Below are 13,898 nucleotides of genomic sequence, written 5' to 3' on the forward strand. Positions count from 1 at the left end.
ATGGCACTCCCTCAAATCATGTTGGGCGGTGTGCCGCTCGTGCTGCATGCCGGCGCGCCGGACGAGTCGGTGGAGCCGATTGGGGGTAATACGCTGCTGCGCATGAGTGATGGCACAGCAGTAAAGCAACAGCACTGGGCGAAGAGTGCCGGCACGATCAGCGGCAGCGGCTGGATGCCGCCAGGCCTCGACGGGCTGGACTACACCCAGCCGCTTGAGCTGCGTAGCACCAAAGTGCAGAACATGGTGGGTGATGGGCCGGAGTTCAGCCTCACCGGTACGCCACGTCCGGACGTCGCCCCCTGGGCTCAGGCCATGATTGGCCGCGATTGGGTGGCGGTGCCATGCACTTACGCCGATGGCGTGGTCACCGTACCGCCTGTTGAAGGCGCCACGCTGTACCAGGCCAGCTACCTGCCGGTGTTCTCCGTTTTCGCGAACAAGCCCGGTGGCTCGCAGAGCAGCGCCACGGCCAGCCATAGCTGGACAATCAACTGGGAAGAGGCCTGACATGATCAACGGATACCCGCTCAACAGCGGCCCGCTGAACGCGTTCCGGGCCGGTAGTGCGCCGCAGCCTGATCCAGAGTATCGGGTGCACGGCACCTCATACGTGTGGCGGGTACGGCTGCTGGTGGGGGGCGTGGACATGACGGCCATGCTCACCCGCCAGTTGGATGTCGACCGTGAGGAGGGCGCCGCCGCCGTGGCGGGCTTCAGCCTCTACCTGGCGCCCGGGCAGCCGGTTCTGCCGAACGAATGGATCGGTAAGGCCGTGACGATCGACTACATGAGCCGCGACCGCTACGGCGTTGTGACCGAGGCGCGCCTGTACACTGGCCTGCTCGAGCTGCCCACCTGGGACGCCACCACCCGCGTACTGGGCTGCGAGTGCAGCGACCAGCTGCAGCAACGCATCGAAGGTCTGAGCGTCGAACAGATAGACGTGCTGTGCGGCGGCTACTGGTCGGCGGATGTGTTCGAGCCCGTGGAGGGCCGCAGCCGCTGGGACTACGCCGGCGAGCGCATGAGCACCCGCCCGGCCAGCCTGGACGCCGACACGCAGGGCAACCTGCGCACCACCAGTTGGTACGCCGCTGCCACGCCGCACTACGTATTCGGCCCCGGCCAGACGCTGGACGGCAGCGTGCAGCTCGAGCTGCAGGCCCACGGCGGTACCACGAACTATGTCGAGATCACGCTCGACTACCGGTACAGCCGCCTGTGGCAAGCGAACCAGTCATTTGGCTGGACGCACCCTGAGACGGACGGAGCCAGTGGCCTGCAGGGCTTCTGCCGGTGGCGTACATACTCCACTGAGCTGCCGACTACAGAAATGATCGAGAGCGCCATTACCGGCAGTGGCCTGGCCCTCATCGGCGGCATTGGCGGCACACAGCTACCCATGTCGATGGCCAACCCTTGCGGGGATGGAAATCCCTGGGTTAACTCATTTCCAGGGCTTTGGCTGATCGCGACGGCTACCGGCGCACGCCGTTGGGTGCAGACCGTTACCGAGAAATACAGCCTGGTGCTGCACACCCCGCTGGGCGAGAACGAAGCCACGCGCGTGATCAGCCGAGACTCAGCCAGTTTCGAAATCGAGAACAGCCGCACCGATGACTGGGAAAGCGATGCACCGACGGGACAGGGCCGCCAGGAAGATCTGGCCGACAACGCCCGCCGAGTTGCGGCGCTGGAGTGCCTGCTGCACCGAGGCAGCACCACGCTTGTAAGCGCCCACCGCGGCACCACCCTGAGCTTTCAGGTGCCAACCGATATGGCGCTGGACATCGACCTTGTGCACACGCTGCAGGTGGCAGACAAGGCCGCGGCGACTGGCAAGTGCCGGCGCATTCAGCATGTGCTGGACCTCGGCGCGGGCACGGCAATCACCACTATCAACGTTGCGGTGATGCACGGCGGCGGCGTAAGCGACCCGCTGAATGTGCCGGCATCGCCTGACACCTCGCTGCCCAACCCATCGGGCGGTGGCGCAGCGCTCGGCACGCAGCTCGGCGGGCGTAAGAACCACCCCGTAACCGGTTTGCCTATCCAGCCCTATGACGAAACCAGGCTTGGCTTCAGTGGTAACTGGTCCGTAGCGGACGACACGAGTGCCGAGCAGTTCCCGCGCCGGTTCGACGTGGAGGCCCGCGATATCCCCGAGCAGTACCGCGACGAGCGCACCGCTACCGCCGCGGCGACCTATCGCGTGGGCATTCCCAATGATCCTTTGGAGCTGTGAGCATGTCACCAGGCGAAAGAGAGCGCCGGGCTATCCAGCCGCGCAACACCGCTGAGCGTCGAGCGGCAGATGGCGCGGCCGCCCGCCGAGCGACTGGCCAGGCCATGGTCGAGCGCCGCACAGGCAAGAGCCAGGCCGACGACATCAATGCCCTGGTTTCTCCGCCACGCCAGCAGCGCAGCCTGAGAACGGTAGAACCGCGCGGTGGGCTTCCCGCCCAACGCGGTTCTGGCACCTACGTTGCTCCGCCGGCCAGCTCCGGCGGTAGCGGCGTGGCCAGCCCGCTCACTGTGCAGCAGATCGTTTACGCGGAAGAGCCCAGCTACGTGGCCACCTTCGATGCCAGCGGCTACTTCGCAGTGAAGAAGATCGCACGGATGGTCATGGTCGACGCCGAAGGCCGGCAGATCATTGTCGAGGGCTTTGACGACCTGGACGAAAACGGCAACACAAAATCACCGGAGGCTCCAGATGGCGGGTAACTGGCCACCCAGTGCAATCACCAACATCGATCCGCTGCCGTATCACGGCCTGGTGTACACCCTTGAGGGCAACCCGCAGGTGATGCTGGACCCCATGGACGGTCGCGCGCCCGTGCCCATGCCGGCGTTCTACTCGATGTATTTGGGCGAAGGCCGCCGGATTGCGGACTACGCCGCGCAGCAGAATGGCTACTTGTGGGACATCGGCATGCCGGACCCGCGGCCCAACGCAGAGATCGAGGAAGCCGGGGGCAAGTTGCTTGGCCGGCGAATCGTCGGTGCCGGGAACCACCTGCCAGTACGGCTGGGTGAACTGACGCGTCACCTGTTCGTCTACGGCACCCTGTTCGAGGGGCAGATCCGGCTTCAGGTGCAGCCGCGAGGCGGCGTGGGCCGAATTCTCACGCAGATTCCACTGAGTGAAGTGGAGATCGACTGGTCCAAGGCGGCTATTGAGTACGACGGCTCGCTCGCGTCGCGCCAAATGCCAGAGCCCAGGTACAGCGTAGGCAAACTGGACATCAGCCCCGACGGCACACGCCATTTGTTCGGCGTGAGCCTTGCTGGTCTGGCAGACACTGCGGGTTGGGCGACCACCATGGTGGCGATCATTGAGCTGGTGCTCAGCCTGGATGACCAGGGCGAGTTAAAGGGCTCGCCCACGATTCGACACACCGCCGCCGAGCTGCTGGGCGACTACACCTTCACGGTGAACAGCAATCTCGGACGCCTGACCGGCGTAGCATCAGGTTTCCCCAGCTGTACGATGCAGCCCGAAGTGCAGAACTTTCCCAACGAGTCGTCGGGCAATGACGGCGCGCGCGGCTGGGAGAGCAAGCGCGAGGCCGTGGTGGTGGGCGCTGTTTACGGGGATGACGGAATCGACTTCATCACTGCTGACTACGTTGACCAACGCCAGGAGACGATCACCACTACGACCAGCCCATATCAGTACGGCACGCCGAACGAAGAGCTGGGCGTCTGCGAGCCTTGGCAGCCCGGGCAGTCCCCGCCCATGCCGCCTACGCGTCAGACGGTGAACCGCGTATACAGGTATGAACTGACATTCAAGTTCCGGGGATCGAGCATCAATGTCTGGATGAGCTCGGAGCGGAGCGTAAGCCTGACCAAGCCGGGCAGCGGTGCTGCAACAGGAACGACGACCGCGATTGATTCTGCCTCTGCCGGCCTGGCGCGCAGCCTTGAAGGGGCGGTTACCCAGAACTCGCTTGACTCGCTGGACAAGATCAATCCCCGCAACGACGGCGGCCTGATTTATCTTCCAGCTGCCTTGTGGGCCACGAACTACTACACGGTAAGCGCGGTGGTAAGGCGCAATTGGGTGTCCCTGGCCACGTTCGAGAGCTACAGCCAAACCGGCCAGCCCGGCTACAAGACATTCTGGGGGCCGCTGCTTACGCCGCTCGGTGTCGCTGGTGAAACTACCGAGTACCCAATACGCACAGCTAGCGGATCGGGATCATTGGTACCGAACTTCATCTACAACGCTGCCTTCAGCCCCCTCACCGGCCAGGCCGTTCGCGAATGCGACATGCCCGGGCGAACCATCGCAGGATTCATATGAACTACGTGAACAACTGGAGTCGGCCGGTGACGCTGGCTATCGGCGCGACGGCACTCGAGCTCGATCTGCCAGACGGTGAATATCGGCTGACGCTCACAGATAGTGCGGCTGAGCCCACTCGCTGGGAAATCATCGACGCGGTGGTGACCAGCGGAACAGCGACTCTCGCTCGCCAGCAGGAAGGAACGCTCGAGCAAAGCTGGCCGGCGGGCAGCACCATCTTCAACGCGGTGACTGCGGGCACGCTCATTCAGATGGATTCCCGGATAGCGGCGATCGAGGAAGGCGGCGGCGCTGGTGCGATCATAGCGGGGAGCCCGCCCGGCGAGACTGACATGCCGACAGCCGTAGGTGCGTTCTACTCGGTGCCAGGGATGGGCTTATGGGTATCGAACGGTACGGAATTCGGTAGCGACTGGATGGTATTAAGTGGGCTGATGCGCTCTGGGTTCATATACAACTCAGGTTTTCCTGGTGGCTCCTACTCGGTTGCTTACCCCGCTCGGAACTTGCGAGTTGAGGTGGACGGGCCTTTCAGCGGGACATTTCCGGCGACCCTGATCATGCCCTGGACTGGCCAGCCATATGGGCTAAGCATCGAAATTCTGCCACGGGAGGCGACCGCGTTTGCGCTGAGTCTCGATTTCAGCTTGATGGGCGCTCAGGCCTATGCGGCTATCGAAAACAGAGGGGTCGTAAGCGCTTCGGCATCAGCCGAGGGCAGCATCGTCACTGTGACTGTTGGGGAGGCATGCCTGCTCAAGCTCGTCAGCGTTCTGCGAGATGGCGAGTTCTTCGATCTTGAATTCCAGCTCGAACCGATTACCCCTTCGACTTACCTATCCACTGACGGTTAAAACCATCCTACTGGAGTAGCCAGCCATGCAGCCGGCCTGCCTTTCCCTGCGCGTGATTCCTGGCGCCACCCTGCGCAAACCTCTGCTGCTGATGCAGCCGCTCTACACCTACCGCCCCATTACGGCCATCGAGCCGACCGCGCCGCTGCGCCTGACAGTGCCAGCTCACGGCCTGCCCGGCGACTGGCCAACTTGGGTCGAGGGCGCAAGCCAGTGGAGCGCGCTAAATCGAGAAAAAGGCCGCGAGGGTTTCCGTATTGCGCGGGTGATCGACGCGGACACCATCGAATACAACGAGCTGAACGGAACTGGCCAACGCGCGCAGGGCGGCCAGCTCGTTTACCAGTTGCCTGTCGACCTGACCGGCATCACCGCCCGCCTGGTCATTGTGCCGGAGCAGGGCAAAGCCCTTGAGCTGAGCACCGAGAGCGGCGGGCTGCTTATCGAGGGCCCTGGTCAGCTGGTGCTGGTAATCAGCGCTGCTGAAACCGGGGCGCTGACATGGGCCAAGGGCGAATACACCCTCGACATCACCTGGAGTAACGGCGACGTCAGCCGGTGGCTGCATGGCCCTGTCGAGCTGAGCAACGGAGGTTGCTGCCATGGCTGACGCTCCAGTCGTGCTGGTGGATGCCCAGCCTTTTGCGCTGGTGGTCGAGCGGCAGGAAGTGTTCACCGTTGTGACTGCGGCGGGTGGTCAGGGACCGCCGGGGCGGCCGGGCATCGGCGGCGCCGAGATCAGCAAAGATGCTGGAAACCAGATTGAACAACGCCCTGACGGGCTCTTCGTCCCGCCGCATGAGTGGCAAACCACCGATTGGTAATTAGGAGGCCACATGGCCCTGACTGCTTTCTACAAGGTCACCACGCTGCCCGCCACGCTGGCAGCCAACGCCTTCTACTACGTGCTCAATGGCAACTACGCCGAAAGCTACGTGACCGACAACGCGGGAGTGGCCAAGGCCCTCGGCAACAGCTCGATGATCAACGCCCTGATCGACCAGGCTCTGGCGAACTGGTCCGGTGCCGCCAGCACTGTCTCCATCGTGGCTGACATCGCGGCGCGTGACGCTCTGATCGTCGGTCTGGATGCGAACGCCATGATCCTGGTGGTAGACGCGACGGGAGACCCGACTGTCAACGCCGGCTCAGCGCTGTACGCCTACGCGGCAGATACGGAAACCACCTACAAGATCGCGGAATACGAGTCCATGGACGTGGCGCTGAACTGGTCCGATATCGTCGGAGGGCCAAGCTCGACGCCGGCACAGATCGATACCGCCGTAAGCCAGGCCCACAGCCATGCCAACAAGTCCACGCTCGACAAGCTGAGCGAGGATGTGGAGGGCCTGCTGTTCAACGGCCAGGGCGTGAGCAGCCGTTGGGCTACCAACAATTGGTGAACACATGGCGCACGTCAAATTCCACAAGTACGTCGCTGCGTTGCCGGCCCAGCTGGATCCAGATGCTATCTACTACGTTCGGGCCGGGGCAGGATTTGACATGTACGTGACCAACGGGTCCGGAGAAATATCTGCCTACCCGCTGAATCGCGCGACACCTATGGCTGTGCCGTCGTTTCTCTCTAATGGCGCGCTTCTGCGCCTACCCCTCACCCCTAACAATTCGCTGCCGGTGGCGAGCGCCGGCGGACCTACATTAAGCATTCCGGTGATCCTCAATGGCTGAATCACGCCCGCTCAAACTTACAGACATGGGGAGCGGCACAGGCCGCCTTGAGGAGTTCGCAAATGGCGACACTTTGCCTGTATCAACTATCCCCGACCTTCCTATTGGCAAGATCAGCGGGCTTCAGGCAGCCATTTTGGCAGCTGGCACGACTATGCCAGCACTGCTCACCGCTACGCCTATCTCGGCATCCTCCGCAGTAGCGGGCTTCGAAGCTGCCAAGCTCAATAGCGCACCTGTCCGGGTGCTAAGCCAATCCAATGCGGGCGGGTGGCTGACTGCGTTAGGGACAACGGCGCCTTACATCGATATCGCTCTCCCTTTCGGCGTGGTTATCGGTGACTCGATAGCTGAAGGGCATCCCTCAACGCATGGCCGGCTACACCCAGATGGAAGCGCTGGATACATAGATAACTATGCGAGCACACCTGGGCAACCAAGCTACGAGCTTTCGCGCCTGACTGGTTCTCACTGGTATAACCAAGGGATTGGCAGCCAAACCAGCGCTGATGTGCTCGGCAGATTTGACAGGGATGCCTTGGGGCTCGTGTCGGACCCTGGGGATGGGCGAGGTAACAAAACCCTGCCCGGTAAGCCCTACATCTGCCTGGTAATCGTCGGTGCCAACGATGTAGCGGGCAATGTTTCGGAAGCTGCGCTCAAGGAAAACTTGCAAGCGATGCTTGCAAAGTTGCTATCGGCTGGCGTCATGCCCGTATTCAGTACAGTCGCGCCGTCTTCCAGCTACACCGCAAGTCAGCGGGCCGCAGCGCAGAGGATCAACGCTTGGATGCTCACGACGTTCGCGGGGTTTGGCGCGGTTGTTTTCGATCTCTATAGCTGGGGATCAGACGGCGCGGCTGGCATCAAATCCGATCGCTATATCGATACCATTCACCCTTCGCGAGCGGGCTACGCCCAACTTGCATTGGACATCTACTCCTCCATTCGCAGAGGCATCTGCAGCAGCACCCTACGGCTGGACTTCAAAGCCGACCCAGTAACCCCGCCGACCAACTGGGTGCTCCCCGCAAAAGTTAGGATTGCCAGGGAGGGCGTTACACTTGAGGGCGTGGTCTCGGGCGACTGGATTGTATTTTCTCTTGCGACGCTGCCTGCTCTGCAGTCTCCAGTAGTGCGCGTTTCGCTGGTTGCGCCCGGTACTGGGAACTCCGGCATCACCGGCGCCCAGGTGGGCCTATCTGCCGCTCGCCCGGCCGCGAGCGGTGCCTCAGGTGCTGCCGGCGTAGCCGTCGCGGCAACACTCAGCAAAACAAGCGAAGGAGTGTGGGAGTTCAACCCAGCCTTTGCCCAGCGCGGTGTTTATTCGGTCAGCGCTGGCCCTAGTGGATTGACGATCACCTGTGAGCAGGTGTCGATGATCATGTGCGGGAACGTGGGATCTGCAGCGGTTGCTAACAAGATAAAAGTCTCGGCCTCATGGGGACTCCAGCCAGTTACCTCATTCACGCTGCAATTTGGTAACGGGGATGTAGCGCTTGATCCGACCACGACTGCCGTCCCCAATGGTACCTATTACTCTCTTGTTGGTCCCTCGGTCTGAAATAGCGCCGTAGCCCGACAAAGACAAATCAGCCCGCTGCGTGCGGGCTTTTTCATGCCCGGAGAAAACCATGAGCACCAGTCGCGGCATCCGCAACAACAACCCTGGCAACATCGATTTCAACCCGCGAAACAAGTGGAACGGTCAGCTCGGCCTGGAACTGGGTGTGCCTCGCCCGCGCTTCGCTCGCTTCGACGAGCCGGAGAACGGAATACGCGCCCTTGGCAAGCTGCTGCTCAACTACCGAGGCAAAGACGGCCTGCCCGGTGTCGGTGGCCCAGGCATCGACACGGTGCGTGAAACGATCAACCGCTGGGCGCCTGGACACGAGAACGACACCGAGGCCTACATCGCTTCGGTGGCCAAAGCATTGCGCGTGAAGCCAGCTGACATCATCGATGTTCGGCAGCCCGATACGCTTCGCACATTCGTTGTGTCGATCATCAAGCACGAGAACGGCGCACAGCCATACAAGCCTGAAGTGATCGAAGAAGGTATTCGGCGGGCACTGGCATGACCTGGCTGAAGCTGATGCCCGGCAAAGCCATCGCGGCGGTGGTCACGGTGCTGCTGCTCATGGCCCTGGCCGCTGGCAGCGCCTGGCGCTATCAGGAGAAGAGCTACAGCGCCCAACTGAGCGACCAGGCCCTCAGGTATGAGCGCCAGATTGGCCAGCAGGCCGACCTGCACGCCGCAACACTGGCGGAGATCGGCCGCGCCGCCGCCGCGCAGGAGCGGCGTAACCAAGAGCAGCGCCTGCTGCTCGAGCAACAGCTGCAGGCCTCGTCCGAAACCGAATACAGGAAGCTCACCGATGCTGAAAAGAATGCTGCCCGCCTGCGTGATCGCCTCGCTACTGCTGAGCTCCGGCTGTCAGTCCTCCTTGCCAGCCCCGGCGCTGCAGGTGCTGCCAGTGGCAACGGAGTGTCCACGCCCGCCGGCCCCGGATGCTTGGTGGATGGCGCCGGCCGAGCCGACATTGACCCAGGAGCTGCTCAACGAATTGTCGGCATCGCCGATCGAGGCGATCGGGCAATAATCGCCCTGACCGCGTGCCAGGCGTGGGTGGAGAAGGTGTCGAAAGGGGGAGGGTGAATGCGCCCAGAACGGGCAAGAGGGGTGTCTAATACTAAGTTCGTCTATCTTGGATTTACCCGTCTGTAGCCCGGATAAGTGCTGGTTCAGTATTAGACGATATAGGGGTAGGGCATATGCACGGCGCGGCCTTCAGCCTCAACAATCCGCTACTGCTGCATCATCGGGGTGTGGCTGGAGAGGTCGCTTTGGCTCATCGTGTCGAGTGTCCGGCTGATTAGCAAAAGCGCCTAGTGTACGGTATCGACCCCATCACCTTTAACCCCGGAGCGCAGATGAATTTCGATGATCAGCCCCTGAGCAGACTCGCCGCTCGGCTTGGCGAGGCACTGCTGGAACGTGGTGCTCAGGTCACCACTGCCGAATCCTGTACGGGGGGCGGCATTGCCGAAGCCATCACTCGCATCGCCGGCAGCTCGGCCTGGTTCGAAGCGGGTTACGTCACGTACTCCAACACCCAGAAGACCCGTCAGCTCGGCGTGCCCGAGGCGCTCTTCAGCAGTGTGGGCGCGGTCAGCCGTGAAGTGGTCGAGGCCATGGTGCGTGGGGCCCAGACCCATAGTGGCGCGCGTTATGCCACGGCAGTAAGCGGTGTGGCGGGGCCCGCTGGTGGCAGCGCGGAGAAGCCGGTCGGCACGGTGTGGATCGCCTGGGCCGATGGCGGGCAGGTGTTCACCAGGCGTTTCCAGTTCCCCGGCTCCCGTGACGCGGTGCGCGCGCAGACCGTGGAAGCGGCCCTGCTCGGACTAATGCGACTACTGGTACAAGAAAATCCATCAGTGGGGTAGGCGAGTGACGAACCCTGTGGAATAATACTGGCTACTTATACAGTTATTGGCCGTCAGGCCCTTCTGATCACGTGAGGAATGTAATGGACGAGAACAAGAAGCGCGCTTTGTCGGCTGCACTGGGCCAGATCGAGAAGCAGTTCGGCAAAGGCGCGGTGATGCGCATGGGCGACCATGATCGTCAGGCGATTCCAGCCATTTCCACTGGCTCTCTGGGCCTAGACATCGCGCTGGGTATCGGTGGTCTGCCGAAAGGCCGCATCGTCGAAATCTACGGCCCGGAATCCTCGGGCAAGACCACCCTGACCTTGTCGGTCATCGCCGAAGCGCAGCGCATGGGCGCCACCTGTGCCTTCGTCGACGCCGAGCACGCACTGGACCCGGATTATGCCGGCAAGCTGGGCGTCAACGTCGACGACCTGCTGGTTTCGCAGCCGGATACTGGCGAACAGGCACTGGAAATCACCGACATGCTGGTGCGCTCCAACGCCATCGACGTGATCATCGTCGACTCCGTGGCGGCACTGGTACCGAAGGCCGAAATCGAAGGTGAGATGGGCGACATGCACGTCGGCCTGCAGGCTCGTCTGATGTCCCAGGCGCTGCGCAAGATCACCGGCAACATCAAGAACGCCAACTGCCTGGTCATCTTCATCAACCAGATCCGCATGAAGATCGGTGTGATGTTCGGTAGCCCGGAAACCACTACCGGTGGTAACGCCCTGAAGTTCTACGCTTCGGTTCGTCTGGATATCCGTCGCACCGGCGCCGTGAAGGAAGGCGACGAAGTGGTCGGTAGCGAAACTCGCGTCAAGGTGGTCAAGAACAAGGTGGCACCGCCATTCCGCCAGGCCGAGTTCCAGATCCTGTACGGCAAGGGCATTTACCGTAACGGCGAGATCATCGACCTGGGCGTACAGCAGGGTCTGGTCGAGAAAGCCGGTGCCTGGTACAGCTACCAGGGCAACAAGATCGGTCAGGGCAAGGCTAACGCCGCCAAGTACCTGGAAGACAACCCGGAAGTGGGCCGCGCCATCGAAGGCCTGATCCGCGAGAAGTTGCTCGTTGTCAGCCCTACCGTCAAAGCCAATTCGGGCGCTGAAGTCGACGCCGAAGTCGACCTCTGATTCCAGCTCGTGGCCGTGATACTGGATAACGTGCAAGCGGTGCGTCATACCGCCATGGATCTGCTGGCGCGCCGTGAACATGGCCGGGTCGAGCTGTCGCGCAAACTGCGACAGCGCGGCGCCAGCGATGAGCATATCGAGGCCGCTCTCGACCGCTTGAGCGAAGAAGGGCTGCTTTGCGAGGCACGTTATCTGGAAAGCTTCATCAGTTATCGGGCGCGCTCGGGCTTTGGCCCGCAGCGCATTCGTGACGACCTTTCCCAGCGCGGCCTTGCCCGTGCCGATATCGAACAGGCACTGCGTGACAGCGGTATCGACTGGCGCGATGGCCTGCAACAAACCTGGCAACGCAAGTTTGCCGGGCAGCTACCGACCGATGCCCGTGAGCGGGCCAAGCAAATGCGTTTTCTGGTTTACCGCGGCTATCCAATGGATCTGGTCGGGCAACTGATGCGCGGTTCGCTCGACGACTGACAACGCTCGCCATTGGCAGGCAGCGGTGCTCGGATTTCGCATGGGAACCATCCAATCACTCCAATCGGTGGGCTGAAGCCCACCACACTACCTGTGCGCACCCGCTGTAGGGTGGGCTTCAGGCCACCAGATTCATGCCCGCTTCCGCCACTCCCTCGCCATTGCTGCGGGAAATTCGTCGAAAAGACGACGAGCAGAAGGCTCTGAGCCGCCCTGCGCTCAGGTCAGCCAATTCTGGGGCAGGTTGATCACATCGAGCAATTCACGCAACCGCCCGGCGCTACGACCGCTGAACGCGAAGGTCAGTCTCGGTTTGTCGCGTAGTTGCGGCCCGTCCGTTTCCACGCTGCCACTGAGCTGCTGCTGTATATCGCCGCTCTTGCACAGATCGCTGAAGTGCAGATTCAGCTGCTCGAGGGCGCGATCCGTCAGTGGGTGGTGCATGCGAATAACGAACTGTTGCTTCAGCCAGCGGCTGGAGTGGAAGTTGGCGTAGAAGCGATCGATGGCCTCGGCAGCCTCGTCGACATCATGCACCAGCTGCATCAGGTTCATGTCACTGGCGAGTATGTAGCCGTTGCTGTCCAGGTTCTGCTGGATGTAGTCGAGCAAGCCCTGCCAGAACGTGCCGCCGGGTTCGTCCAGCAGAATCACCGGTACCAGTGGGCTCTTGCCGGTCTGGATCAGGGTGATGACTTCCAGCGCTTCGTCGAGGGTGCCGAAGCCGCCGGGGCAGAGCACGAGGGCGTCGGCTTCCTTGACGAAGAACAGCTTGCGCAGAAAGAAGAAGTGAAACGACAGCAGGTTGTCGCTGCCTTGCATGGTCGCGTTTGCAGATTGCTCGAAGGGCAGGGTGATATTGAAACCCAGGCTGTTTTCACGGCCGGCACCTTCATGGGCCGCGGCCATGATGCCACCGCCTGCGCCGGTGATGATCATCAGGTCGTGGCGGGCCAGGGTCGCGCCCAGGTCGCGCGCCAGGGCGTATACCGGGTGGCCGGGCTGGGTCCGGGCAGAGCCGAATACGGTAACCTTGCGGCGATGCCGGAAGCGTTCCAGCACGCTGAAGGCACGCTCCATCTCACGCAGGGTCTGCAGCATGATCTTGGCGTCCCAGCGGTTGCGGTCGGCCTGGGCCATGCGGGCCACGGTGGCGAGCATTTCCCGGTACAGCGCGAGGTTGGGGCTGTCTGGTGGCGTTATTCGAGCTGCCAGCTCGTCGAGGCTGTCCGCCAGCTCGGTGCCGGTAGCTGGCGGTTGACGGGAAAGATGGGCGTTCGCGTGATCATCCATAGCGCTTCTCCTTTTCGTCAGCGCCCCCTGGGTTACCTGTGCCGAGGCGCCTCGAGACTTGTCACTGGGTACCTGGCTTACAGCCGGCAATCGGACTTGCTGAAGCGTTCGGTGGTGACTGGGCGATTGCTCTGGATTTCACTGAAGTCATAGCGCAGTACCGCTCCGCTGGCCAGCAGCTTGCGGAAGCCGGGGTTGGCGCACACGCTGTTGGCCAGCTGCGCGCGAACGGTGTCGGGGTTGCCGCGCATCTGCGAGGCGTGCCCCGGGCGAACGCTGAGGTGGTTGATCAGCTCGTTGCCCTGCACCGTATACCCCTGATCGAGGATGTCCTCGTTGATGGCGCGGGGCGTGCCGACGCTGCTTTCGCGAGCCACTTTTTCCAGCGTTTGCGTCAGCTCGTAGCCTTTTAGCGAAGCAGCATGCGCCGTCGGGACGAGAAGGCTGACGAGTAGGGCGGAAAGGGCGAAACGCTGCATGGCTGACTCCTGAAGACGGTAAGCGGTAATAGACCCGGCTCTTCTCTTTATGTTCGCTTTGGCGAGGTGCATCGACGGGCAATGGATGGATGTTACCAATCCTGGGCGCTGCATGGAGATTGGTGATCTATCTTGCCGTCGAAGTCCAACGTGGTGCTGGCGCAATTGATAGACTACGCGCCCTTCGTTACGCGACTCCAGATGGCCATGCCCTTTT

17 protein-coding genes are annotated in these 13,898 nt (G+C 62.1%); 15 read left to right on the forward strand and 2 right to left on the reverse strand.

The annotated features are described in order from the left end of the window. The 15 genes from ACT9T4_RS01525 to recX all read left to right on the forward strand — a co-directional run bounded on the left by ACT9T4_RS01525 (position 1) and on the right by recX (position 11,909). Positions 1–510, forward strand: coding sequence for a hypothetical protein (locus ACT9T4_RS01525; protein ID WP_499115163.1), 510 nt, complete (start codon positions 1–3; stop codon positions 508–510). Position 511: 1 nt separating this feature from the next. Further along, entirely contained in the window at positions 512–2,248 is a 1,737-nt protein-coding gene (locus tag ACT9T4_RS01530; RefSeq protein WP_499115164.1) for a hypothetical protein, read from the forward strand. A 2-nt stretch (positions 2,249–2,250) separates the two neighbouring features. Continuing rightward, positions 2,251–2,730, forward strand: coding sequence for a hypothetical protein (locus tag ACT9T4_RS01535; protein ID WP_499115166.1), 480 nt, complete (start codon positions 2,251–2,253; stop codon positions 2,728–2,730). Further along, positions 2,720–4,315: a hypothetical protein gene (locus ACT9T4_RS01540; protein WP_499115168.1), complete on the forward strand. Its 1,596-nt coding sequence runs from the start codon at positions 2,720–2,722 to the stop codon at positions 4,313–4,315. Before ACT9T4_RS01535 ends, ACT9T4_RS01540 begins: the two co-directional genes overlap by 11 nt. Next, on the forward strand, positions 4,312–5,172 hold the full coding sequence (locus tag ACT9T4_RS01545) for a hypothetical protein (RefSeq protein WP_499115170.1): 861 nt from the start codon (positions 4,312–4,314) through the stop codon (positions 5,170–5,172). Before ACT9T4_RS01540 ends, ACT9T4_RS01545 begins: the two co-directional genes overlap by 4 nt. A 25-nt stretch (positions 5,173–5,197) precedes the next feature. After that, complete coding sequence (locus ACT9T4_RS01550) at positions 5,198–5,782, forward strand: hypothetical protein (RefSeq protein WP_499115172.1); 585 nt, start codon at positions 5,198–5,200, stop codon at positions 5,780–5,782. Beyond that, positions 5,775–5,996 carry a hypothetical protein gene (locus ACT9T4_RS01555; protein WP_499115173.1) on the forward strand — a complete coding sequence of 74 codons (222 nt, stop codon included), beginning with the start codon at positions 5,775–5,777 and terminating at the stop codon, positions 5,994–5,996. Before ACT9T4_RS01550 ends, ACT9T4_RS01555 begins: the two co-directional genes overlap by 8 nt. Positions 5,997–6,008: 12 nt before the next feature. After that, a complete protein-coding gene (locus ACT9T4_RS01560) occupies positions 6,009–6,575 on the forward strand; it encodes a hypothetical protein (RefSeq protein ID WP_499115175.1) in 567 nt (188 codons plus the stop codon). Between the two features lie 4 nt (positions 6,576–6,579). Then, positions 6,580–6,861: a hypothetical protein gene (locus ACT9T4_RS01565; RefSeq protein ID WP_499115178.1), complete on the forward strand. Its 282-nt coding sequence runs from the start codon at positions 6,580–6,582 to the stop codon at positions 6,859–6,861. After that, positions 6,854–8,425 (forward strand): SGNH/GDSL hydrolase family protein, encoded by a 1,572-nt coding sequence (locus tag ACT9T4_RS01570; protein WP_499115180.1) that lies wholly within the window; start codon positions 6,854–6,856, stop codon positions 8,423–8,425. The genes ACT9T4_RS01565 and ACT9T4_RS01570 overlap by 8 nt, the downstream gene beginning before the upstream one ends. Before the next feature lie 70 nt (positions 8,426–8,495). Beyond that, positions 8,496–8,942, forward strand: coding sequence for a structural protein P5 (locus ACT9T4_RS01575; protein ID WP_499115182.1), 447 nt, complete (start codon positions 8,496–8,498; stop codon positions 8,940–8,942). Further along, entirely contained in the window at positions 8,939–9,520 is a 582-nt protein-coding gene (locus ACT9T4_RS01580) for a lysis protein (RefSeq protein ID WP_499115184.1), read from the forward strand. Before ACT9T4_RS01575 ends, ACT9T4_RS01580 begins: the two co-directional genes overlap by 4 nt. 275 nt (positions 9,521–9,795) lie before the next feature. Continuing rightward, positions 9,796–10,308, forward strand: coding sequence for a CinA family protein (locus ACT9T4_RS01585; RefSeq protein WP_179538822.1), 513 nt, complete (start codon positions 9,796–9,798; stop codon positions 10,306–10,308). 83 nt (positions 10,309–10,391) lie between these two features. Beyond that, complete coding sequence (gene recA / locus ACT9T4_RS01590; RefSeq protein ID WP_042552049.1) at positions 10,392–11,435, forward strand: recombinase RecA; 1,044 nt, start codon at positions 10,392–10,394, stop codon at positions 11,433–11,435. 9 nt (positions 11,436–11,444) lie between these two features. After that, positions 11,445–11,909 (forward strand): recombination regulator RecX, encoded by a 465-nt coding sequence (recX, locus tag ACT9T4_RS01595; protein WP_499115186.1) that lies wholly within the window; start codon positions 11,445–11,447, stop codon positions 11,907–11,909. Between the two features lie 219 nt (positions 11,910–12,128). On the opposite strand, the gene ACT9T4_RS01600 is transcribed toward recX, so the two are convergent. Next, entirely contained in the window at positions 12,129–13,202 is a 1,074-nt protein-coding gene (locus ACT9T4_RS01600) for an LOG family protein (RefSeq protein WP_042552047.1), read from the reverse strand. A 77-nt stretch (positions 13,203–13,279) separates the two neighbouring features. Beyond that, positions 13,280–13,681 (reverse strand): quorum-sensing-regulated virulence factor family protein, encoded by a 402-nt coding sequence (locus ACT9T4_RS01605; protein ID WP_042552046.1) that lies wholly within the window; start codon positions 13,679–13,681, stop codon positions 13,280–13,282. Between the last annotated feature and the right edge of the window lie 217 nt (positions 13,682–13,898).

The sequence above is a fragment of the Pseudomonas sp. SZ40 genome (assembly GCF_052958135.1).